Consider the following 20,048-nt stretch of genomic DNA (forward strand, 5'->3'; position numbering starts at 1 on the left):
CACCCTTTCCAAATGACCTTCCAGTTCCGCCTAACCCAACGGCTCCTCTTCCTCCCATTCGGGGGGCGGAGCCCGCCCCGTCTGGAAAATGAGCACTTCCTCGACCGCGTTGAGATCGGCGACCGGTTTCACAATGACTGTCTGGAAAAGACCGACCGGATCCTTGATCACCTGGCGCACCGTTCCCAGACGCAGTCCACGAGGAAAGACACCGTCCTTGCCGGATGTAACCACCAAGTCGCCCGTTCGCACTTCGAAGTTGCCTCGAACGTACCGAAGAAGGCAGCTCTTTTCGTCCTTCCCGCTGAGGATCCCTCGGACGCGGTTGCGCTGCACCAGCGCGTCGACGGCGCTTTCCCGGTCGGTGACAAGCAAGACCCTGGCGTGATGGTCGGATACATCGAGCACCCGTCCCACCACCCCTTCCTCGTTGACCACCGCCATATCGGGATTCACCCCATCTTCGGCACCCTTGTCGACGATGACGGTTCGAAACCATCCGGTGGGATCGTGGAGCACGATCCGGGCTACAATAGACGGGGTACCGAGCGTTTCTTTGAAATCCAGGAGCCGCCGCAGGCGCTGATTTTCGAGAAACGCCTCGTGATAGGAAGCCAGCCTGTTATGCAGGTCGTTCACCTGCCTCCGCAGTTCCTCGTTTTCGCTTCGGAGCCGGCGAAGCCAGACGTAGTCGCGAACCACTTCATCCAAAGTCTGGGACACGGACCGCACCGCTCCGAACAGCGGACCGAGCATTTCCACCACGATTCGCTGAGCCGCTCCCATTCGCGCGGGAGATCTGAAGTTGAGGGAAATCACGTAAAAACCGACGGCGACAAGGACGAGCACCACCGCGAGACTGCGCAGCCGACGGAACAACTCACTCATGGACCCCGCACCTCACGGCTTCGTGCTTGCGCTCCCGGTGGAATGCGACGTTTTGGCTCCAGGATTCACGGCTTGTAAACGAAGAGATTCCGACGTGACGGGAAACCTCGTCAGCTGAGGACTTCTTTGAGCACTTCGATATCTTCCAGAGCCTTGCCCGAACCCAGTACGACGGTCAAGAGGGGATCCTCGGTAAGCATCACCGGCAGGCCGGTCTCCAGCCGAATCAGGTGATCGAGGTTCTTCAGCAGCGCCCCCCCGCCGGTCAGGACGATCCCACGGTCCACGATGTCCGCAGCCAACTCCGGCGGCGTCTGCTCCAGGGCGATTTTGATGGTCTCCACGATTGTATCGATCTGCTCCTGAATGGACTCCCGCACCTCTTCCGAATTGATCTCGATCGTTTTCGGGATCCCGCTCACCAAGTCCCGGCCCTTGATTACCATCGTTCCCACTTCCCCGGAGGGATAGGCATTGCCGAGGGTCGTCTTGATGAGTTCGGCCGTGCGTTCTCCTATCAATAAATTATACTTCCTTTTAATGTGCTGGAGGATGGCGAGATCCATCTTGTCCCCCCCACCCGCACCGACCGGCTGTAGACGATCCCCGCGAGGGAAATCACCGCAACCTCGGTGGTCCCTCCGCCGATATCGACGATCATGTTGCACACGGGTTCGGTGATCGGCAGCCCTGCTCCGATGGCGGCCGCCATGGGCTCCTCGATCAGGTACACTTCCCGGGCCCCGGCCGATTCGGCCGACTCCCGAACAGCCCGCCGTTCGACTTGAGTGACCCCCGAAGGGACGCAAACGATGATGCGCGGCCGAACCAGACTTCTCCGGTTGTGCACCTTGCGAATGAAATAGCGCAGCATGGCCTCCGCCACTTCAAAATCGGCGATGACCCCGTCTTTCATGGGCCGGATCGCCACGATGTTTCCGGGCGTTTTGCCCAACATCAGCTTGGCGTCCTTTCCCACCGCAACCACCATGCTGTTGCCGCCGTCCCCGCGCTTTACCGCCACCACGGAAGGTTCACAAAGCACGATCCCCTTCCCGCGGACATAGACGAGGGTATTGGCTGTGCCGAGGTCGATGGCGAGATCGTTGGAAAACCATCCAAAAACGCGATTCAGAAACATCCGTGGGTCCCCTCTTTTCCAGATTGTGATCGAGCGCCTTTTCCTAGCATCTCGGCCCTTGTTCTGCAACGACTTTGTGAGCTGGGCTTCTCCGCGATCCCTAACTCGTGCGCATTGATCCTTGACAAAACGGTACCGGCTTGACTACAAGCAAAAGTTCCGTATTGTTCGAAGCGCCCGTCGCTTGGGGAATCACTGGTCTCAGTTTCGGCGGATCCCGCCATTTTGAAGAGAGGAAACGAGGACAGACGCCATGAAAAGAACTTTCCAGCCGAGCAACCTGAAGCGCAAGCGAACCCACGGCTTTCTGGTGAGGATGGCCACCCGATCCGGGCGCGCCGTGATCCGCCGCCGCCGCGCCAAGGGCAGGAAACGCCTGGCTGTCTGATGGCGAAAGCGGTGGAATCCGCCTTCCGCGAACGGGGGGCTCCTGTGAGTGCCGACATGAGCCGGTTCCGCCCCCATCAGCGCCTTCACTCGCGCCGGGAATTCCTCCGCGTGAAACGGGAAGGCCGCCGGTTGCGCTCCACCCACTTCGTGGTCAGCCTGGCACCCAACGACCTGCCGTTCCATCGACTGGGGCTGGTCGTCCAAAAACGCTTCTGGAAAGCGGCGAAGAGAAGCCGCATCAAACGCTGTCTCAGGGAATGGTTCCGAATACACCACCGCTTCATACCGTTGCCGGGCAAGGACATCGTGATCATTGCGCTGCCTGGGACCGAACGGCTCAAGATGACCGCCATGGCCGATGAACTAATGAGGGCCCTCCGTGGCGGATGCGGGCCGAATCCATGATGAAACAAGTACTCCTAGCATGCATCCACTTTTACCAGCTCTATATTTCTCCACTTCTGGGTCCCCACTGCAGGTTTTATCCCACATGTTCCCATTACGCCCGTGAAGCCATCGAGAGCTGGGGTCCTCTTCGCGGCTCCCTGATGGGAGTCGGCCGCATCCTGCGTTGCCACCCCTTTCATCCGGGTGGCTACGACCCGGTGCCGCAACCGCAATCCGGTTTTCACCACAAGATGGAGTAACGCCTGATGGAAAAAAGGGCTCTTCTGGCCTTCGCACTTTCGCTTTTGGTCCTCGTGCTGTGGCAATCCTTTTACGGCGGCTTGACGCGCAAACCGCGGAATCCGGCCCCGGAATCCGACCACACCGTCCCGACGGATTCCTCCGCCACCGTTCAGCCGGCCCCGTCGGCGAGTCCCACCCCGCGGGCGGCTCAGGCACCTATCGATCCGGTGCCCTTGGAAAGCCTCCCGAAGGAACAGCTGGACCTGTCGAAGAAGCCTTACGACGCCTGGGTCGTCGAGACCCCGCTCTACACCGCCCGCATCGCCGGCACCGGGGGTCGCCTGGAGAGCTTTCAGCTGAAGCGGCACAGGGTGGCGGCCGACGAGGGCTCCCCGCCCATGGAAATGATCTCAACCCGCGCGTCGGGATACCTCCCGGGCGCCGTCGATTTGCTTCATCACCCCGATTGGCAGACCTCGCTCCTCCCGTTTTCCAGCGATGCTCCAAAGACGATACGACTGGATGGAGCCGAGAAGCACTCGATCACCTTTTCCGCTGAGATTCCCGGTGAGGTCCGGATCGAAAAGGTCTTCGTCTTCTCCGCCGAGACCTACAGCATCGATCTGGAGACCCGAGTGGTGAACCTTTCGGGTGAAAACCTGGCGGAGCAGCTGGGGATCAGCTTCTACGCCGCCCCCTTCGGAACCGCCAGTGAAGAAAACGGATACAACACCTCCCAGTTGACCCGACTGTCCCAGGGAACGCTTGAAGATTACAAACCCAAAGATCTCATGAAGAAAGCGCCCACGTTCGAACCGCCTCTCACCTGGGTGGGATACCAGAACAACTATTTCCTACAGGCGCTCGTGCCCGTGGGGGAGGGCGGTTACCGGGTCGTCCCGCGTCTTTTGAACGAGTCTTCAGGACTGGTGCAGATCGCCTATGTGACCGACCCCTTCCAGGTCGGCACCGGGGGGGTACACACGGTTCCTCTTCGCCTTTATTTCGGGCCTAAGGAACTGAGCCGCCTGGAGGCGGCCGGTCACCAACTGCAAAGAGCGGTGGACTTCGGGTGGTTCACCTTTCTTGCAAAGCCGGCCCTGCAGCTCCTCAAATGGCTTTACAACTACCTGGGCAACTACGGACTCGCCATCATCGTGCTGACTGTTTTCATCAAACTGCTCTTCTGGCCTCTCACCCACAAGAGCTTCAAGTCCATGCAGATGATGAAGAAGATACAGCCCAAGATGGCTCAGATCCGGGAAAAATATAAAGACGACCGGGAAAAGCTCAACCAGGAACTCATGATGCTCTACCGCACCTACAAGATCAACCCGCTGGGCGGTTGCCTTCCCCTCGTGCTCCAGATCCCGGTCTTTTTCGCCCTGTACCGGATGCTCTACGGAGCCATCGAGCTCCGCCATCAGCCGTTTTGTCTATGGATCAACGACCTCACCGCCCCGGACCGCCTGCCGGTGGGATTTCAAATCCCCTATCTGGGCGGCCTCCCCGTGCTCACCCTGCTCATGGGCGCGTCCATGTTTGTCCAGCAGAAGATGACGCCGGCTTCCGGCGACCCCAGGCAAGAAAAGATCATGCTCATGTTGCCCGTCGTCTTCACCGTATTCTTTATCAACTTTCCATCGGGGCTCGTGTTATACTGGTTGGTAAATAATATCCTGTCCATCGTGCAGCAGTACTGGATCAACCGCCAAGCGTCATGAACGCCTCTCCATCGCATGCGCGCCGATGAAGTCGTTTCGGAACATTAACGGAGGAGAGCATGTCAATCCTGGAATTCGAAGGCAGATCCTTGGAGGAGGCCGTGGACGCGGCCTGTGAAAGCCTTGGACTTCCGAAAGAAAAGCTGGAAGTCGAAATCCTGTCCAAGGGATCTTCGGGTATCTTCGGCATTGTTGGAGCCAAGAAGGCCAGAATCCGCGTCACTCCCAAGGAGACCCCTCTCGATGCCGCTTCTGTGCGAGCTAAGGAAATCCTCACCGAGATTCTCAAGTTCATGGATATTCCCACCATCGTAGAAGCGGAAGCCCGAGAGGATCACGTGTATTTGAACATCATCAGCAACGGGTCGGGTTTGCTCATCGGAAAACGTGGAAAGACCCTCGACGCTTTGCAGTACCTGGTCAACAAGATCGTCAGCCGGGAAATGGAACGAAACATCCCCGTGATCATCGATACCGAAAACTATCGGTGCAAGCGCGAGACGAGCCTCACCGAACTGGCCTATCAGTTGAGCGAAAAGGTCAAGCGTTCCCATCGCCCGCTGACCACCGGCCCCATGAACGCGCAGGACCGGCGCATCATCCATCTCGCCTTGAAGGAAGACACCGAAGTCCGAACCAAGAGCAAGGGGGAGGGGACGTTTCGCCGCGTGGTCATCTACCCGGCCAAAAAGGACAGGTCCGTCACCGAAGCCATACCCGAAACGGAATCGGAAAACGAGTGAATGAGGGGCAAGCCTTGAGGCACGATGGACGGTTTCCCCTTCTCTGAAACCATCTGCGCCGTTGCCACCCCGATAGGAGAAGCCGGCATCGGGATCGTGAAGATCAGCGGTCCCGATGCCCTGACCTCCCTTCGCCGGATCTTCCGCGCCAGAACCGTTGCCGACGCCTTCGCAAGCCACCGCCTTCACCTGGGCTGGATTGTCGATCCTTCAACGGATCAGCGTCTGGACGAGGTACTGGTGAGCTACATGAAGGCACCCCGCAGTTACACCGGCGAAGACGTGGTGGAAATCAACTGCCACAGCGGCTACGCCATCCTCGATCGGATACTCCGGCTGGTCCTCGCTCAGGGCGTGCGCTTGGCCGAGCCCGGAGAGTTCACGCGCCGGGCGTTCATGAACGGCCGGTTGGATCTTTCTCAGGCCGAAGCCGTGGTCGAGCTCATCCGTTCGCGTTCGGAGCAGGAACTGGCGATCGCCGGGCGCCAGCTGCGGGGGGAACTCAGCGAAACCGTCCATGCCTGGCGCCGTCGACTGTTGAATATCGAAGCCAGCCTGGAAGCCTTTCTGGACTTTCCCGAAGAATTGGAAGAGGAAGAGGGATCCTCAGGGCACGACGCCGTTTCACAGGAACTGCGCGACAGGCTTCTTCCCGCCGTCCGTGAATTGGCCTCCCGTTACGACGAGCAACGGGTGCTTCGTGAAGGACTGGCCCTGGTGTTGGCCGGAAAACCCAACGTGGGGAAATCTTCGCTCCTCAACGCCCTGGTCGGACGAGACCGCGCCATCGTGACCCCCATCCCCGGAACCACGCGGGACATCATCGAGGACACCTTCGTCATCCAAGGGATATGCGTTCGCGTCCTGGACACGGCGGGCGTTCGAAGCGGAGCCGACACCATCGAGTCCTGCGGCATTGAGCGCACGCTTCGTTCCGTCGAAGAAGCGGACCTGGTGATCTGGCTCATCGACACCAGCCGCCCCCTCTCTTGCGACGACGACCTGATCGCGGCCCACGTCATCCGCAGGCCTCACCTGGTGATCCTCAACAAGGCCGATCTCCCGCAGGTTATTGGGCGAAAGGACGTTTTCGACCGGTACCCGGGGGTCGAGCACGCGGTGAGTCTTTCCGTGCTTCGACCTGACGATATCCAGCAACTGCGGGAAACCATCCGCACCCGGTTTCTTCGGGACGCTCAGCTTTCGGCCTGTCCGGCCTTCATTCCCAACCTTCGCCAGAAGCGGGCCCTGGATGAGGCCGCATCCGCCCTGGAGCGAGCCGCCCGCCTCATCGCAAACGGCGACTTCCTGGAACTGGTGGCCGCGGAAGTCCGCACCGCACGAACCGCCCTGGAAACCATTGTCGGCATCGGGGCCCCCGAGGACCTCCTGGACGAGGTGTTTTCCAAATTCTGCATCGGAAAGTAGGGGAAGGAGCCCAGCCGCACATGAATCCCATTGCCCACCGGCCGCCCTTCCCGGAAGACGCTTTCGTCCGGCGCCTTCTCTCCGCCGCGGAAACCGCGGGGATCCCCCTCTCTCAGGCTCAGGCGCTCCGCTGCCATCGGCACGCGGCCCGGATGCTCCAATGGAATGCCTCCGTCAATCTCACGAGAATCGTCGACCTGGAAGGGATCGTCTCGAAGCACATCATCGACAGCCTTGTTCCGGGGACCTTGCTCCCCCACCGAGGGTGGGTCCTGGACGTGGGGACCGGCCCGGGATTCCCCGGCATCCCTCTGAAGATCCTCCATCCGGAACTTCAGATCGTCCTCCTGGAATCCGCTCGAAAGAAGTGCAGTTTCCTGAAAGTCATCGTCGCCGAACTGGCGATGGACGGCATTCGTATCGTGAACGAAAAGTGGGAGCGCTTCGCCGTCAGGACGTACTCATGGGAACCGGTGGAAGGTTACGATGCCATCGTCATGCGAGCCGTCCGCCTGGAACCGGACCACCTGCTGCTCCTGGCCCGCGGGAAACTGGCCCCGGGCGGCCTTTTCGCCTGGTGGACAACCGCGCACGCCGACACGGCGCCGGCGATTCTCACCCAGACCGCACGACAGGCGGGTCTGGAACCTCTGCCCCCCTTCCAATATGATCTGGGCGGTGGGCCTCGCCACGTTCTTTTTTGGCGTCGGATCCGGCAGGAGCAGCTCTCCGAGCCCGGCCTCAGCTGACCCGTTCCTCTTTCTTTTCGGGCCGGAAGGTCTCCCCAGGATGCACGGTTCGCTTCCTTCTTCGCTTTACGGCCGTCGCCGTGCCGTCCGCACGGCCTTCAGGCCAGGGTCGCCCCGTAAATCCGTTCCATCCGCCTGAGCGAGAAGTCATGGAATTCCGGATCGAAATCCGCAACGCCGCCTCTCGGGACGACCACCGGGTAGTCCCGGTTTCGCAGTCCTCCCACGGTATCCATGACACAAATGGAGGTGCACACCCCGGTGACCCACACTTGCGCGGGGCCGAATCGGGCGAGCACCTCCTCCAGGCAGGTGCCGTAAAATCCGCTGTAGCGCGTCTTTTCGATGGTGACGGCGCCGGCGGGGGGTTCCAGTTCCGGGATGATCCGGCTTCCCCACGTCCCCTTGACCGCGTGCGGCGGAAACAGATCGAACTCGGAATCATCCGGGAGGTGGGCGTCCTGGAGGTAAATCACGGCATCGCCTCGCTCGCTGAAGGCGTCCACCCATTGCCGCACCGCAGGAATAATGGCCCGCGCTCTCTCACCGCAGTAAAGCGCTCCCTGAGGGTCCAGGAAGTCGTTCAACATGTCGATCACGAGTATCGCCTTCCGGTCCATGTTGCCCTCCTCCATGAGCGATGCAGTGACCAGAGATATCTTCTCAATAACCCCCATGACCCCGTGGGGTCACAACGAAGGATGAAAATATTGTGAATTGTGGGTTCGACCACGAATATAAAAAATCCTGGTAGCGTTCTAAAGTGGAGACCTTAAGCAAAAAGGATAACGAAGGTCAAAAAATCCCCCTCTCCCTTGATGGGAGAGGGTTGGGGTGAGGGTGAGAAAATTAACGTATGTCAATCAGTTACATTCCCCTCCCCTTAATCCCCTCCCACAAGGGGAGGGGAAATAGAATTAAAACTCGTCGAGCAGTTTCCACCTTGTTCCCAAGCTCCAGCTTGGGAATACAACTGTGCAGAAGCTCCAGCTTCGATTCCCATGAGGCCGTTCCCAAGCCAGAGCTTGGGAACGAGGGGAAGAGACACAATCCAACGGCATTGAAGGGCAGGGGAGGGCGCCATGCAGTTTGAAAGGATTCGGGTGGCCACGCGGGACCACTACAGAGGCTCCCAGGAACCTCAGGCGTTTTGGTGGAGGGAGCGACACTACCCCTTGATCGAAATCATGGACCGGTGGTATGAAGGGCGCCTGGACGCGCAGCGGGTCCCCATGCGTTATTTTAAAGTGAAGACCGCATCGGGGGAGGTTTTCATCCTCCGCTATCATGAACTGTTCTGTGCCTGGAGCCTGCTGGTGCCAGGGAGATGCGGGGATGGGGCATGCTCGAGCCCTTTTGGGCCTGAAGAACACCACGCGCCTGCGCCCGGTACGTGACGCGGTCGTCCGGCGGAGACTTTCCGTCCGCCGCACCGAAGCCCTCGTCCTACGGGAAAACACATCGGGCGAAAACCTCGAACGTCCCTCACCCGCGTGCTCGTCGATTGAAACAGCTCTCGAGAGCACCCTGGGCGCGCGCGTTCGCTTCCGCAAAAAGGGCAGCCGGACCACCTGTACGCTCTCCTTCCCGTCAACCGAACGTTTTCGGAGCTTTCCGGAGAAACTCGGCATCCGCCCGGACGCACTCCCCGACGGAGGACACCCGTGAAGCGCATCGCTGTCATCGACGGCCAGGGCGGCGGCATCGGCAGTGCTGTGATTCGCAAAATCAAGGAGATTTACGGGGAATCCCTGGAGGTGTGGGCCCTTGGAACCAATGCCGTGGCCACGGCCCATATGATGAAGGCTCGAGCCAATCGAGGTGCAACCGGCGAACACGCCATCGTTCATTGCGCCGGCCGCGTCGACCTGGTGATCGGTCCCATAGCCATTCTGCTGCCATACGCCATGATGGGCGAAATCACGCCGCGCATGGTGGAAGCTCTCGGGGCTTCCCCCGCCTTCAAGCTCCTGATCCCGCTCACCCAAGAACCCGTTCTGGTGGTCGGAGCGGCGCGAGAACCGCTCCCACACCTGGTGGATCAACTGGTTTATGAGTACCTGCCCCGCAAACTGGGCCTGGAGACCGATGCATCATGACCCGTCCCTTTCCATTCGACGGCCCACACCTGGTCCTGGGCGGCGCACGCAGCGGCAAGAGCCGCTACGCGGAAAGCCTGATCGCCGCCCTTCCTCCGCCTTACGTCTATGTGGCCACAGCCGAAATCCGCGACCGTGAAATGGCGGATCGTGTCGCAGAACACCGAAGCCGTCGTGGCGATCAATGGATCACCATCGAATGTCCCTTGGAACTTCTCCAGACCCTTCGCCGGCAGTGCCCCGCAGCCCACCCCGTGCTGGTGGACTGTCTCACGCTCTGGATCAGCAACCTTCTCCTCGACTACGGCGAAGCGGAAGCCCTTCGTCACGTCGATCGGCTCTGCGAGCTGATCCCCTCCCTTCCCTTTCCCCTCGTTCTGGTTTCCAACGAAGTGGGTACCGGCATCGTTCCAGAAAACGCGACAGCCCGCGTCTTCCGTGACCTGGCGGGGAGAACCAATCAGAGGATCGCCGCGGCCTGCAGGAGCGTGTCGTACCTGGTTGCCGGCATCCCGCTGACCATCAAAGAATCCGGCGGGCCGTTCACCGCCCCGGAGGTTCCACGACCCGAATCCGGCGCCCCGGGCACTTCCCGATGACCCCTATGTGGCACCGAATCTCCCTGGCCCTGTCTTTTCTTACCGTGCTTCACCTTCCCGGCCGAAGCAAAACCCCCTTTGCCGAAGAGGATCTCGCCCGATCCTTCGCTCACTTTCCGACCGTCGGCCTTCTCCTCGGACTCGCCGCCGCGCTCACCGCCGCTCTCCTGAGCCCCTTCCTGCCATCGGCCGTGACCGCCGTCTGGCTTCTCATCGTCTCCGTCGTTCTCACCCGCGGCCTTCATCTCGACGGTCTGGCCGATCTCGCAGACGCCTTGGGCGGAGCCTTCGATCATCCCACCCGCCTGGACATCATGAAGGACAGCCGTATAGGCACCTTCGGCGCCGTCGCCCTCATGCTTTGCCTGGCTGCAAAGGCGGCCGCTTTTAAGTCCCTCCTGGATGCATCCCAACTGGCCCCGTTCGTCGCCATACCGGCTCTTTCCCGCTACGCCATGGCCATGGTGGCCTTCCGCATCCCCTACGCCCGTGCATCCGGCGGGCTGGGAAGACCCTTCATCGAACACTTGTCGCGAAAGGAACTCACGGCCGCCGGCTTCGTCGCCGCCCCGGCGGCCTTTATTCTCTTGGGGTTCACGGCCTTTGCGCATTTCGCCGCCATCCTCCTCATCGTCCTTTTCTTCCGAAGGCTTGCGATTCGCACCCTCGGCGGAGTCACCGGTGATGTGCTCGGCGCGTCCAACGAAGTGGCGGAAACCGCACTCTACACCCTTGCCGCCGCCCTTTCACCGATCTGATCGCCTTTCACAGCCCCCGGTATAAGAAAGGTGCACCAACATGACGTCCATCACCCAAACACACGCCCGAATCCTGGAACTCTTCAAGAACGCACCCGAGGCTTTCATCTCCGGACCCGAACTGGCTTCCCGCACGGGCGTCAGCCGGACGGCCGTTTGGAAGGCCGTGCACGCGCTCCGCCGCCTCGGATACGAAATCGACTCCCATCCCCGGCACGGCTACCGCCTCGTTCGCGTGCCGGAAGCCCTCATCCCCGAAGAAATGCTGCCCCTTCTTCAGACTTCGTGGCTCGCGAGGACTTACCACCACCAGACCACCGCCGCCTCCACCAACGACCTGGCCATCCAAATGGCCGCCCGCGGCGCTCCCCATGGCACGGTGGTCGCCGTCGAAACCCAGACCGCCGGCCGCGGGCGCCTCCACCGGCCATGGCTTTCAGCAGCGGGAAAAGGACTCACCTTCTCCGCCGTTCTGCGCCCCGACCTTTCTCCTCAAGCGGCCCCTCAAATCACCCTGGTTGCCGCGGCGGCGATAGCGAAGACCCTACGCAGCATCTACGGCCTGAACGCCGCCATCAAGTGGCCCAACGATGTGCTCATCCATGGGAAAAAAGCAGTGGGGATCCTCACGGAAATGCAGTGCGACCCGGACCGGGTGCGTTTCCTGGTGACGGGGATTGGTATCAATGTCAACGAAACCGCAGCGGAACTCCCGAGTCGCACCCGCTACCCGGCCACTTCCATCGCCCTGGAACTCGGTGGCCCGGTCAATAGAAAGCAGCTGTTCGCCGTGATCCTCCATTCGCTCGAAAACGAATGGGATCGCTATTTTTCGGGACGGTTCAACGAACTACTGGAAGAACTGGAAGGTCTTTCGGCCGTACTGGGAAGGCGGATCGAAGTCGACTGTTCCGGAGAAGTCCTGCGCGGAGTAGCCCAGGGGTTCACACCTCAGGGAGCGCTCAGGATCCTCTCCGACGACGGAAATGAAACAGTGATTTGGGTGGGAGACGTCACCCAGGTGCTCACTTTCCACTAAAATTCGCTGCATGCAGCGTGTAGGGCTCACGCCTCCCGAACCCGTTCCACCGCCTCCTGCCTTCTCTTGCAGTCGATACACAGCGTGGTCACCGGCCTCGCCTTCAACCGCTCGATGCTGATATCATCCCCGCACGCTTCGCAGATCCCGAAAGTGCCGTCTTCGATCCGCTGGAGCGCCTCACGGATTTTGATGATCAATTTGCGTTCGCGGTCCCGGATTCGAAGCATGAAGTTTCGGTCCGATTCCAAAGAAGCCCGGTCCGTGGGATCCGGAAAGTTGTCTTCCATGTCCGTCATGCCCGTCACCGTCTTTTCCGCCTCCGAAAGAAGCTCCGCAAGCCTCCCTTCCAGGACTTCCTTGAAATAGGCCAGCGTTTCCTGGTCCATGATCCCCTCCTTCGCTCCATCGGCCTGAAGGGCATTCCGCTAGCACACACCCCTCAGGAAGTAAAGTCAAAACGCACACTAAGCGCGACTGTAGGTGCCGCTTCGGCCTCCGGATTTGAACGTCAGTTCGATATCACCGATGCACATCTCTCGATCCATGGCCTTGCACATGTCGTAGATGGTGAGGCCGGCCTGAGTGACGGCCATGAGCGCCTCCATCTCCACACCCGTCCTGTCGCAGGTCTTGACCTCGGCCTCGATAAGGATCATCCCGGCGCTTCGGTCGACATGGAAGTCTATGGCGACGGCGGTCAACCGGATCGGATGGCACAGCGGGATCAACTCCCAGGTCCGCTTCGCCCCCATGATTCCCGCAAGGCGGGCCGCTTCGAACACATTTCCCTTGGGGACTTTGCCGTCGAGGACGGCGGCCAGCGTCGGCTCGGAAAGACGCATTCGAGCCCGGGCCCGGGCTATCCGTTCGGTGCTGTCCTTTTCCGAAACGTCAACCATTCGGAGCCGGCCTTCATCGTCGATATGGGTCAGTTGCCTTTCCGTTGTCATTGGTATAAGGCCTTCAAATATCCACTTCCTGCAGGAAAAGCACAAGGTCTCCGGCAGGAACGGTAGGTGAAAGATGATCGCCGGCACCGGGAATCCGAAGCCGCATGCCATGTACTCCCGTAGATGGGATCCAAACGCTGACCGATCGCCGTTCGGTCACCAGCCCTCGCCCTCCGCAGGCAACACATTCGCCGCGCGTCTTGCGTCCGGCGCCCGCACACACCCGGCAAAACACCACCCTCTCATAACAGATGGTCTCGGGGCCTTCACGGCCGTTTCCGCTCGGCACCTGAAGATCAAACCGCAAGTCCACACTCCGGCAGGGGGCCGGCTGTCGCCGAGGAAACCCGAAATAGCTTTCGAAGAACTCATCGGGAAAGCCGGAAAAGCCTTCACTCCAGCCCGCACCGTTACCGTTACCGCCTCCATTGCGGGCATGCCCGCGTCTCGTACCGTGGCCCCTTCTTTCATCGTACTCACGCCGTCTGGCAGGATCCGCCAGCCGCTCATACGCCTCGCGAATGCATTGGAACCTTTCCCTGGCGTCAGGCCGCTGAGGGTTCAGGTCCGGATGCCAGCGCATGGCCAGACGTCGAAACGCCGCCTTAATTTCTTGTTGACTCGCTTCGACGGAAACGCCGAGAATTTTGTAGAGACAGTCCGTCATGCCGCTACGCCCTGTTCCAGCCCCGCGGGCGGTTATGGTTTCATGGCTTATAGGATCAAGGGGCGCCCTTCGCCCCATGAGCGGCGGGCGAAAAATCGCTTCATTCCGCCGCGAGAATGGTCGATTCTAAAAAGAACGCCCGGCATTGGCAAGCCTTCTCAGACGCTTCCCCGTTCACGATGGAACCGCCCGACATGGTCGCCAAAACCTACACACTCGGACTCCTCGGCATAGACGCCTTCCTGGTGGAAGTCGAGGTGGACATCTCGACCGGCCTTCCGTCCTTCGCCACCGTCGGGTTGCCTGACAGCATCGTCCGGGAAAGCCGGGACCGCATCAAGGCGGCAATTCAAAACAGCGGCTACCCTTTTCCCATGGATCGGGTGACGGTGAACCTTGCCCCCGCTCACATGAAAAAGGAGGGTTCCGGTTTCGATCTTCCTATCGCTGCGGCTATTCTGGCAGCCACCGGCCTCATCGACGCCGGAGCGTTGCAGGATGCCCTGCTCGTAGGGGAACTCTCGCTGGACGGACAAGTGAGGGGGATCGTCGGGACCCTCCCCATGGCCGTCGAAGCCCAACGCCAGGGTCGGTCCGCTTTCTACGTTCCTTCGGAAAATGTTCAGGAAGCCGCCATCGTCCAAGATCTCAACGTCTACGGCATCCAGCACCTATCTCAGTTGGTCGAACTGCTGGCGGGAAGGCTGGAACTGGAACCCCAACGCTTCGCCGCCGGCCGCCTCCTCGACGCCCCCGATCCCGACGGCCCGGACTTGCTCGATGTAAAGGGCCAAGAACACGCCAAGAGAGCCTTGGAAGTGGCCGCCGCCGGCGCCCACAACCTCCTGCTCATCGGTCCGCCCGGTTCGGGCAAGACCATGCTTTCCCAGCGGCTTCCCTCCATCCTTCCCCCGTTGAGTTTCGACGAGGCGCTGCAGACATCCAAGATCTACAGTGTGGCTGGACTGCTGAAAGGCCGTCCGCTGGTCACGCGCCGGCCTTTCCGAAACCCTCATCACACCATCTCCGATGCCGGGCTCATCGGCGGAGGCCATATCCCGCGGCCCGGGGAAGTCAGCCTCGCCCACAACGGCGTACTTTTTCTCGACGAATTTCCCGAGTTTCGCAGGAACATCCTGGACCTGCTGAGGCAACCCCTGGAGGACGGAAGGGTTACCATCGCCAGAGCCAACATGACCCTCACCTATCCCGCCTCCTTCATGCTGGTCGCCGCCATGAATCCCTGCCCTTGCGGCTATGCCGGAGACCCCAACCACGCCTGCCGGTGTTCCGAGCATCACATCCATCGGTACCGAAGTCGCATCTCCGGCCCCATCTTGGACCGCATCGACCTCCATGTCGAGGTCCCCGCCGTCCGCTACGAAGATCTCAAAGGCTCCTCCGCCGGCGAATCTTCGGAAGCCATCCGTCGGCGGGTTGTGAACGCTCGGCAACGCCAACTGGCCCGCCTCTCGACCGAAAAGACTTTCAGCAACGCGGCCATGACCCCCAAACAAATCCACCGCCATTGCCGCCTGGACGAGCACGGGCTCCATATTCTCGAAGACGCCATCCGCCGCCTCGGCTTCAGCGCCCGCGCCTACCACCGCATCCTCAAGGTCTCCCGAACCATTGCGGATCTCGAAGATTCCGAGGACATCCGGCCTCATCATGTGCTCGAAGCCATTCAGTACCGGTCGCTTGACCGGGATCTCTTTTGATCCGGGAGCCCAAGCCCCCCCGGCTCTCAGGGGTGGACACGCCGTTTCTTCTCACAGAGGAACCCATCCTGCCGGCAAGGCCGCAGCCGATAATTTCTACTCACATGATCATTCTCCAGCATGATGTCGTTTCCCATTTTTCTGGTTAAAACATTTCACCCATGCCTCTATGTTGTGCCATCTGTGAGGTCTTTCCCTCGCGGCGGGCACCACTTCCGCTGCGCCGTCCGGTTCTTGTTTCCGTTTTGATTGCGACATTCACGCCGCCAAGGAGGAAGCACCATGAAAGACACGTCCAGTTTGCGAAGCGGCCTTTTTTGCTTCACCATTCTGGCGCTCATGAGCCTCTGCGTTGCCGCAGGGCCCAGAGTTTCGTCCGCCAAGACCATTCGGTTCCTCGACAACAGCTGGGACACCATCCAGGTTCACAACCGAATCGTCGGGTTCGTCGCCAAGCACGGCTACGGCTATGATCCCGATTACATCACCAGCGAGACAATCCCCGGCATGGCTGGGCTCATGCGGGGAGATGCGGACATCAACATGGAAGTATGGATCGAAAACGTACAGGAAGCCTACGACAAGGGAATTTCGTCCGGGGTCCTGCTCGACCTGGGGAGCAATTTCCCCGACAGTTGGCAGGGTTGGCTTGTCCCCACGTATGTGATCCAAGGCGACGTGGAAAGGGGTATCAAACCGATGGCTCCCGACTTGAAATCCGTGTTCGATATGCCCAAGTACTGGGAGCTTTTCAAAGATCCCGAAGATCCTTCCAAGGGACGTTTCTACAGTTCCATCCCTGGCTGGAAAGTCACCGAACTCAACGAACAGAAATTCAAGGCCTACGGTATGGAAGAACCGCGCGTGCTGCTCTACGAGTGGGAAGGTCCGAAAACCGCCCGCCACATGCTCCAGGCCAACCACAATGACCACGCGTTCGTTCTCACCAAGAATCGGAGGCTTTGGGGGCTGGTCACCCGGGAGACACTTCGACAACTCATCGATAGCGGAAAACCTTCCATCAGGGACGCTCTCATCACAGACATTCCCACCTGCAAACCGGAGATGCTGGTGGAAGAGTTGTTCCTACTGGCTTCCTCCAGCCCATATCCCATCGCGGTGGTCAACGAACAAGGCCGTTTTCTGGGTGAAATCGACAATCGGACCATTCTGGACAGCATGATCCAGGAACGAGGGTCTTTGAATGTGGAATGAATTTCCGCGGTTTTTTCGAATCCCTCTCTCCGACTGGATCGACGCCCTGATGGATTGGGTGCTCACCCACTGGGGGGCCTTTTTCGATGCCTTCGGCGACGTCCTTCTCAAGATCCTGCTTGTGATCGAAGCTTTTTTCCTCTGGCTTCCCTGGCCGGTGACCGTAGCGGCTGTCTGGCTTGCGGCCTGGTGGGCCCTAAGGCGGTGGTGGGCAGGGCCGGCCATGGCTCTGCTGTTTATCCTTATTGGATCCTTCGGCTATTGGAATCTCGCCATGATGACCATCGCCATCGTGGTTTCAGCGGTCGTCATTTCCCTCATGGTGGGCATACCGGCCGGGATTGTCATGGCCTGGAGCGACTGGGTGGAGTCCACGGTGCGGCCCGTTCTGGACGCCATGCAGACCATGCCTTCCTTCGTCTATCTCATCCCGGCGCTCATGCTCTTCGGACTGGGCAAGGTTCCGGCCGTCTTCGCCACCATCGTGTACGCCATGCCGCCGGTCATCAGGCTTACCAACGTGGGGATCCGCCAGGTGCCGAAGAGTATTATCGAGGCGGAAGCCTTCGGCGCCAATCGGTGGCAGGTGTTGTTCCACGTACAGATTCCTCTGGCCAAACCGTCCATCATGGTGGGGATCAACCAGACCACCATGATGGCCCTTTCCATGGTGGTGATCTCGTCCATGATCGGCGCCCGCGGCCTGGGGCTTGAAGTGCTGCTCGCCATCAATCGCATCGAGGTGGGCCGCGGTTTTGAAGCCGGATTGAGCATCGTTTTCCTTGCAATCGTGATCGATCGAATCACCAACGCGCTGGCGGCCCGGCAGCGCCACCGTGAGACCGCATAGCCATCGGAAGCCTGAGCGACGTCCCTGCCGGCGGGTCCTCCTTCGCGATCCCGGTCCCACGACCCCCCATTGGTACTTCACAAAAACAGAGTAAAGTGCTTATAAGTAAATGTTGCAAAGTAAAAATGGACAAAGTTGCAAAACCCGTTGCTGGCTTGAACCGACCCGTCATAGGTCCTTGCATCTAATAACGGATGCAGATCTTTTAGAACGACATCCAAGGTGACCCTCCGAAGTACCTCCAGATGGTCTTGAAGCAGCAAGCACATCAGCTCCGTTTCCTGCTGATTCCTTCACACTTTCGTTTCAAAAGATCTGCACCCGGTGACGTTGGTAAAGGTCCTGAAATCGATTGATTTCGGCCTGGTTTATGGTATGCTTATTTTCGATTTGAGCTGCCTGGAATTGGGCGACGTCTGTGCTTCATAGCGGCAGGTGAGCTTGGGCCTTAGCCAAAGTACGGGAGATAATAAGCTATACTATCACTGAATTTTTGGAGGTAAGTTCATGGTTACTGCGGAATCACTTGAAAAAGCGGTGGAACAACTGTCCCCGGCTGAACTAGCCAAGTTCCGTCGTTGGTTTTTACAATTTGATGCAGATGCCTGGGATGCGCAGATTGAAGCGGATGCCGCCGCTGGAAAACTAGACACACTCGCTGACGAAGCACTCGCTGAATATCATAGTGGTCAGGTACACGAGATTTGAAACATTTCACTTCGCGCCGGTTCTGGCAATGTTTTGATGCGCTACCCACACAAATTCAGGAGCTTGCACGCCGTAATTATGCTTTACTCAAGCATAATCCGGCACATCCATCGCTTCACTTTAAGTCTGTCTGTTCCGGACGTTTCAGAAGTATTCGCGTAGGGCTGCATTATCGGGCGCTTGGCGTACCCGTTCCTGATGGTGTTCAGTGGTTCTGGATCGGAAGCCACGATGAGTATGATCAGCTTATTGGCTAACGAATGGGTGCAGATCTTTTAGAACGACATCCAGAGTGACCCTTCGAAGTACATCCAGATGGCCTTGAACCAGCAAGCGCATCAGCTCCGTTTCCTGCTGATTCCTTCACACTTTCGCTTCAAAAGATCTGCACCCAGCCGCTTTTCAGGAGCTGCGTGGCGTAGGAATGCCGGAATGTGTGGCACGTTGCGCGTTTGGCCAGCCCCGCCTTTCTTACCGCACCGTTGACCGCCTTCCGGATGATCGATTCGTGAACGTGAGAGAATCACTTTGTCTCCCACACCCTGTAGTGTGGCTCGTATATGACTACTCATAGCGGCTCCGCCCCTTCGCTCAAGACGGCCAGAAACTTCTGGTACGCAAAGACGCGGTTGCGGCGCTGGCCGGTGACTTCGCGGACAATGCCCAGATCCTCCAGCATCCGCAAGGATTTGGCGGCGGCGGGAAACGAAAGCCCTGTGCGTTTACGTACCTGATTGACTGTGACCAATGGCCGTTCACAAAGCACCCGAAAAACTCGTAAGGTCGTGGACGCTCTGCGTTGGGATTGCTGGATGCTTCGCTCGTCCTGCTGGAAAAGCCCGAGCAAACGTTTTGCGGTCTGGACAGCGTTTGTGGCCGTCTGTTCGACCCCTTCCAGAAAGAAATCCAGCCAGGCTTCCCAATCGCCCTCCGCGCGCACCAGGTCAAGCAAGCGGTAATATTCAGCGCGATGCTGTTTGAAGTACAGGCTGAGATATAGCAGTGGCTGAGATAGCAGCCGGTCGTGGTGGAGAACGAAGGCGATGAGCAGGCGTCCGATCCGCCCGTTGCCGTCCAGGAAGGGATGAATCGTCTCGAACTGGACATGCGCCAGCGCCGCTTTGACAAGCGCAGGGTATGGATTGCCTTCACCATGGAGGAAACGCTCCAGATGAGCCATACAATCCTCCACGTGGTCAGGCGGAGGAGGGACGAAGGCTGCATTTCCAGGACGGGTGCCGCCGATCCAGTTTTGCGAACGGCGGAATTCGCCTGGAGATTTTGCGCTGCCTCTTCCGCTCTGCAGCAAAATGGCGTGCATCTCCCGGATCAAATGGTTTGAAAGCGGGAATCCTTCTCGCAGTCGCTTGAGCCCGTGGTTGAGCGCTGCCACGTAGCTGGAAACCTCAACCACATCATCAATGGGCACGCCAGGCGCTTCTTCCAGTTCAAAGAGGAGCAACTGAGCCAGAGATGACTGCGTGCCCTCGATTTGCGAAGAGAGCACAGCCTCACGGCGCACGTAGGCGTAGAGAAACAGATCACGCTCGGGCAGGAGCAGGGTCACGCTATCGAGTCGGCCCAGCGCCAGGGTTGCTCGTTCCAGTACCTGCAGGCGTTGCTCGGTTAGTTGCAGCGGAGGGGTCGGCGGCAGGGGATGTGGGACGAACGCCCGGATCGTCTCCCCTGCGATCTGGCTTGTTTCATAGCTTCCGGTCAGGCCGCGGCGCATAGTATAGTTCCTTG

24 protein-coding genes and 2 pseudogenes are annotated in these 20,048 nt (G+C 59.5%); 18 read left to right on the forward strand and 8 right to left on the reverse strand.

The features are described 5' to 3' along the window. Positions 1–30: 30 nt before the first annotated feature. Together mreC and FDQ92_RS06360 are read right to left on the reverse strand one after the other, a co-directional pair. Positions 31–888, reverse strand: coding sequence for a rod shape-determining protein MreC (gene mreC, locus FDQ92_RS06355; RefSeq protein WP_137423802.1), 858 nt, complete (start codon positions 886–888; stop codon positions 31–33). Between the two features lie 110 nt (positions 889–998). Continuing rightward, a pseudogene (locus FDQ92_RS06360) lies at positions 999–2,029 on the reverse strand (rod shape-determining protein). 253 nt (positions 2,030–2,282) lie between these two features. On the opposite strand from FDQ92_RS06360, the gene rpmH reads away from it, so the two are divergent. From rpmH to rsmG, 7 genes are read left to right on the forward strand one after another with little or no spacing between them, the layout of a single operon-like run. Further along, positions 2,283–2,417, forward strand: coding sequence for a 50S ribosomal protein L34 (gene rpmH / locus FDQ92_RS06365; RefSeq protein WP_137423803.1), 135 nt, complete (start codon positions 2,283–2,285; stop codon positions 2,415–2,417). Next, a complete protein-coding gene (gene rnpA / locus FDQ92_RS06370) occupies positions 2,417–2,824 on the forward strand; it encodes a ribonuclease P protein component (RefSeq protein ID WP_211341384.1) in 408 nt (135 codons plus the stop codon). The genes rpmH and rnpA overlap by 1 nt, the downstream gene beginning before the upstream one ends. Continuing rightward, positions 2,824–3,066 (forward strand): membrane protein insertion efficiency factor YidD, encoded by a 243-nt coding sequence (gene yidD, locus FDQ92_RS06375; RefSeq protein WP_137425735.1) that lies wholly within the window; start codon positions 2,824–2,826, stop codon positions 3,064–3,066. Before rnpA ends, yidD begins: the two co-directional genes overlap by 1 nt. Before the next feature lie 6 nt (positions 3,067–3,072). Further along, on the forward strand, positions 3,073–4,773 hold the full coding sequence (gene yidC / locus FDQ92_RS06380; RefSeq protein WP_137423804.1) for a membrane protein insertase YidC: 1,701 nt from the start codon (positions 3,073–3,075) through the stop codon (positions 4,771–4,773). Between the two features lie 59 nt (positions 4,774–4,832). Beyond that, positions 4,833–5,516, forward strand: coding sequence for an RNA-binding cell elongation regulator Jag/EloR (jag, locus tag FDQ92_RS06385; protein WP_137423805.1), 684 nt, complete (start codon positions 4,833–4,835; stop codon positions 5,514–5,516). Positions 5,517–5,540: 24 nt separating this feature from the next. After that, a complete protein-coding gene (gene mnmE / locus FDQ92_RS06390; protein ID WP_137423806.1) occupies positions 5,541–6,944 on the forward strand; it encodes a tRNA uridine-5-carboxymethylaminomethyl(34) synthesis GTPase MnmE in 1,404 nt (467 codons plus the stop codon). 20 nt (positions 6,945–6,964) lie between these two features. Then, positions 6,965–7,693, forward strand: coding sequence for a 16S rRNA (guanine(527)-N(7))-methyltransferase RsmG (gene rsmG, locus FDQ92_RS06395; RefSeq protein ID WP_137423807.1), 729 nt, complete (start codon positions 6,965–6,967; stop codon positions 7,691–7,693). A 98-nt stretch (positions 7,694–7,791) separates the two neighbouring features. Here rsmG and FDQ92_RS06400 read toward each other — a convergent pair whose 3' ends face one another. Next, entirely contained in the window at positions 7,792–8,313 is a 522-nt protein-coding gene (locus FDQ92_RS06400; protein ID WP_137423808.1) for a cysteine hydrolase family protein, read from the reverse strand. 462 nt (positions 8,314–8,775) lie between these two features. Here FDQ92_RS06400 and FDQ92_RS06405 point away from each other — a divergent pair, with 462 nt between their 5' ends. The 6 genes from FDQ92_RS06405 to FDQ92_RS06425 are packed head-to-tail and all read left to right on the forward strand — an operon-like array spanning position 8,776 to position 12,188. Beyond that, complete coding sequence (locus FDQ92_RS06405) at positions 8,776–9,090, forward strand: hypothetical protein (RefSeq protein WP_137423809.1); 315 nt, start codon at positions 8,776–8,778, stop codon at positions 9,088–9,090. Beyond that, positions 9,029–9,361 carry a hypothetical protein gene (locus FDQ92_RS16445; RefSeq protein ID WP_170180224.1) on the forward strand — a complete coding sequence of 111 codons (333 nt, stop codon included), beginning with the start codon at positions 9,029–9,031 and terminating at the stop codon, positions 9,359–9,361. The genes FDQ92_RS06405 and FDQ92_RS16445 overlap by 62 nt, the downstream gene beginning before the upstream one ends. After that, complete coding sequence (locus tag FDQ92_RS06410; protein WP_137423810.1) at positions 9,358–9,792, forward strand: DUF3842 family protein; 435 nt, start codon at positions 9,358–9,360, stop codon at positions 9,790–9,792. Before FDQ92_RS16445 ends, FDQ92_RS06410 begins: the two co-directional genes overlap by 4 nt. Beyond that, the gene (gene cobU, locus FDQ92_RS06415) at positions 9,789–10,391 is read left to right on the forward strand and encodes a bifunctional adenosylcobinamide kinase/adenosylcobinamide-phosphate guanylyltransferase (RefSeq protein ID WP_137423811.1); all 603 of its coding nucleotides are present in this window, start codon (positions 9,789–9,791) and stop codon (positions 10,389–10,391) included. The genes FDQ92_RS06410 and cobU overlap by 4 nt, the downstream gene beginning before the upstream one ends. 5 nt (positions 10,392–10,396) lie before the next feature. Next, positions 10,397–11,149: an adenosylcobinamide-GDP ribazoletransferase gene (gene cobS / locus FDQ92_RS06420; protein ID WP_170180225.1), complete on the forward strand. Its 753-nt coding sequence runs from the start codon at positions 10,397–10,399 to the stop codon at positions 11,147–11,149. 40 nt (positions 11,150–11,189) lie between these two features. Then, on the forward strand, positions 11,190–12,188 hold the full coding sequence (locus tag FDQ92_RS06425) for a biotin--[acetyl-CoA-carboxylase] ligase (protein ID WP_137423813.1): 999 nt from the start codon (positions 11,190–11,192) through the stop codon (positions 12,186–12,188). Between the two features lie 26 nt (positions 12,189–12,214). On the opposite strand, the gene dksA is transcribed toward FDQ92_RS06425, so the two are convergent. From dksA to FDQ92_RS06440, 3 genes are all read right to left on the reverse strand, one after another. Then, positions 12,215–12,577, reverse strand: coding sequence for an RNA polymerase-binding protein DksA (dksA, locus tag FDQ92_RS06430; RefSeq protein ID WP_137423814.1), 363 nt, complete (start codon positions 12,575–12,577; stop codon positions 12,215–12,217). Positions 12,578–12,655: 78 nt separating this feature from the next. Continuing rightward, the gene (gene moaC, locus FDQ92_RS06435; protein ID WP_137423815.1) at positions 12,656–13,141 is read right to left on the reverse strand and encodes a cyclic pyranopterin monophosphate synthase MoaC; all 486 of its coding nucleotides are present in this window, start codon (positions 13,139–13,141) and stop codon (positions 12,656–12,658) included. Positions 13,142–13,154: 13 nt separating this feature from the next. After that, positions 13,155–13,808, reverse strand: a complete 654-nt coding sequence (locus tag FDQ92_RS06440; protein ID WP_170180226.1) for a DnaJ domain-containing protein — start codon at positions 13,806–13,808, stop codon at positions 13,155–13,157. Positions 13,809–14,002: 194 nt separating this feature from the next. On the opposite strand from FDQ92_RS06440, the gene FDQ92_RS06445 reads away from it, so the two are divergent. The 5 genes from FDQ92_RS06445 to FDQ92_RS16180 all read left to right on the forward strand — a co-directional run bounded on the left by FDQ92_RS06445 (position 14,003) and on the right by FDQ92_RS16180 (position 18,559). Next, positions 14,003–15,529: a YifB family Mg chelatase-like AAA ATPase gene (locus tag FDQ92_RS06445; RefSeq protein WP_137423817.1), complete on the forward strand. Its 1,527-nt coding sequence runs from the start codon at positions 14,003–14,005 to the stop codon at positions 15,527–15,529. 282 nt (positions 15,530–15,811) lie between these two features. Next, the gene (locus FDQ92_RS06450; RefSeq protein WP_211341385.1) at positions 15,812–16,744 is read left to right on the forward strand and encodes a glycine betaine ABC transporter substrate-binding protein; all 933 of its coding nucleotides are present in this window, start codon (positions 15,812–15,814) and stop codon (positions 16,742–16,744) included. Beyond that, the gene (locus tag FDQ92_RS06455) at positions 16,734–17,594 is read left to right on the forward strand and encodes an ABC transporter permease (protein WP_137423818.1); all 861 of its coding nucleotides are present in this window, start codon (positions 16,734–16,736) and stop codon (positions 17,592–17,594) included. Before FDQ92_RS06450 ends, FDQ92_RS06455 begins: the two co-directional genes overlap by 11 nt. Before the next feature lie 507 nt (positions 17,595–18,101). Further along, the gene (locus tag FDQ92_RS06460) at positions 18,102–18,302 is read left to right on the forward strand and encodes a hypothetical protein (RefSeq protein WP_137423819.1); all 201 of its coding nucleotides are present in this window, start codon (positions 18,102–18,104) and stop codon (positions 18,300–18,302) included. Then, positions 18,299–18,559: a ParE family toxin-like protein gene (locus tag FDQ92_RS16180; protein ID WP_137423820.1), complete on the forward strand. Its 261-nt coding sequence runs from the start codon at positions 18,299–18,301 to the stop codon at positions 18,557–18,559. Before FDQ92_RS06460 ends, FDQ92_RS16180 begins: the two co-directional genes overlap by 4 nt. 137 nt (positions 18,560–18,696) lie before the next feature. On the opposite strand, the pseudogene FDQ92_RS16185 reads toward FDQ92_RS16180, so the two are convergent. Together FDQ92_RS16185 and FDQ92_RS06475 are read right to left on the reverse strand one after the other, a co-directional pair. After that, positions 18,697–18,819: pseudogene (locus FDQ92_RS16185) on the reverse strand (tyrosine-type recombinase/integrase); the annotation flags it as partial. A gap of 51 nt (positions 18,820–18,870) precedes the next feature. Then, positions 18,871–20,034: a Fic family protein gene (locus FDQ92_RS06475; RefSeq protein ID WP_137423821.1), complete on the reverse strand. Its 1,164-nt coding sequence runs from the start codon at positions 20,032–20,034 to the stop codon at positions 18,871–18,873. Positions 20,035–20,048 lie beyond the last annotated feature (14 nt).

The organism is Desulfoglaeba alkanexedens ALDC (genome assembly GCF_005377625.1).
Taxonomy (GTDB): Bacteria; Desulfobacterota; Syntrophobacteria; order Syntrophobacterales; family DSM-9756; genus Desulfoglaeba; species Desulfoglaeba alkanexedens.

Excerpts from the sequence above, each read along its gene's own strand:
- yidD (WP_137425735.1), top strand. The coding sequence starts at position 2,824 with ATGAAACAAGTACTCCTAGCATGCATCCACTTTTACCAGCTCTATATT.
- FDQ92_RS06455 (WP_137423818.1), top strand. The coding sequence starts at position 16,734 with ATGTGGAATGAATTTCCGCGGTTTTTTCGAATCCCTCTCTCCGACTGG.
- dksA (WP_137423814.1), bottom strand. The coding sequence starts at position 12,577 with ATGGACCAGGAAACGCTGGCCTATTTCAAGGAAGTCCTGGAAGGGAGG.
- rsmG (WP_137423807.1), top strand. The coding sequence starts at position 6,965 with ATGAATCCCATTGCCCACCGGCCGCCCTTCCCGGAAGACGCTTTCGTC.
- FDQ92_RS06400 (WP_137423808.1), bottom strand. The coding sequence starts at position 8,313 with ATGGACCGGAAGGCGATACTCGTGATCGACATGTTGAACGACTTCCTG.
- yidC (WP_137423804.1), top strand. The coding sequence starts at position 3,073 with ATGGAAAAAAGGGCTCTTCTGGCCTTCGCACTTTCGCTTTTGGTCCTC.
- jag (WP_137423805.1), top strand. The coding sequence starts at position 4,833 with ATGTCAATCCTGGAATTCGAAGGCAGATCCTTGGAGGAGGCCGTGGAC.
- mreC (WP_137423802.1), bottom strand. The coding sequence starts at position 888 with ATGAGTGAGTTGTTCCGTCGGCTGCGCAGTCTCGCGGTGGTGCTCGTC.
- FDQ92_RS06460 (WP_137423819.1), top strand. The coding sequence starts at position 18,102 with ATGGTTACTGCGGAATCACTTGAAAAAGCGGTGGAACAACTGTCCCCG.
- FDQ92_RS06475 (WP_137423821.1), bottom strand. The coding sequence starts at position 20,034 with ATGCGCCGCGGCCTGACCGGAAGCTATGAAACAAGCCAGATCGCAGGG.
- rpmH (WP_137423803.1), top strand. The coding sequence starts at position 2,283 with ATGAAAAGAACTTTCCAGCCGAGCAACCTGAAGCGCAAGCGAACCCAC.
- moaC (WP_137423815.1), bottom strand. The coding sequence starts at position 13,141 with ATGACAACGGAAAGGCAACTGACCCATATCGACGATGAAGGCCGGCTC.
- FDQ92_RS16445 (WP_170180224.1), top strand. The coding sequence starts at position 9,029 with ATGGGGCATGCTCGAGCCCTTTTGGGCCTGAAGAACACCACGCGCCTG.
- FDQ92_RS06440 (WP_170180226.1), bottom strand. The coding sequence starts at position 13,808 with ATGACGGACTGTCTCTACAAAATTCTCGGCGTTTCCGTCGAAGCGAGT.
- FDQ92_RS06425 (WP_137423813.1), top strand. The coding sequence starts at position 11,190 with ATGACGTCCATCACCCAAACACACGCCCGAATCCTGGAACTCTTCAAG.
- FDQ92_RS06405 (WP_137423809.1), top strand. The coding sequence starts at position 8,776 with ATGCAGTTTGAAAGGATTCGGGTGGCCACGCGGGACCACTACAGAGGC.
- cobU (WP_137423811.1), top strand. The coding sequence starts at position 9,789 with ATGACCCGTCCCTTTCCATTCGACGGCCCACACCTGGTCCTGGGCGGC.
- rnpA (WP_211341384.1), top strand. The coding sequence starts at position 2,417 with ATGGCGAAAGCGGTGGAATCCGCCTTCCGCGAACGGGGGGCTCCTGTG.
- FDQ92_RS06450 (WP_211341385.1), top strand. The coding sequence starts at position 15,812 with ATGAAAGACACGTCCAGTTTGCGAAGCGGCCTTTTTTGCTTCACCATT.
- mnmE (WP_137423806.1), top strand. The coding sequence starts at position 5,541 with ATGGACGGTTTCCCCTTCTCTGAAACCATCTGCGCCGTTGCCACCCCG.
- FDQ92_RS06445 (WP_137423817.1), top strand. The coding sequence starts at position 14,003 with ATGGTCGCCAAAACCTACACACTCGGACTCCTCGGCATAGACGCCTTC.
- cobS (WP_170180225.1), top strand. The coding sequence starts at position 10,397 with ATGTGGCACCGAATCTCCCTGGCCCTGTCTTTTCTTACCGTGCTTCAC.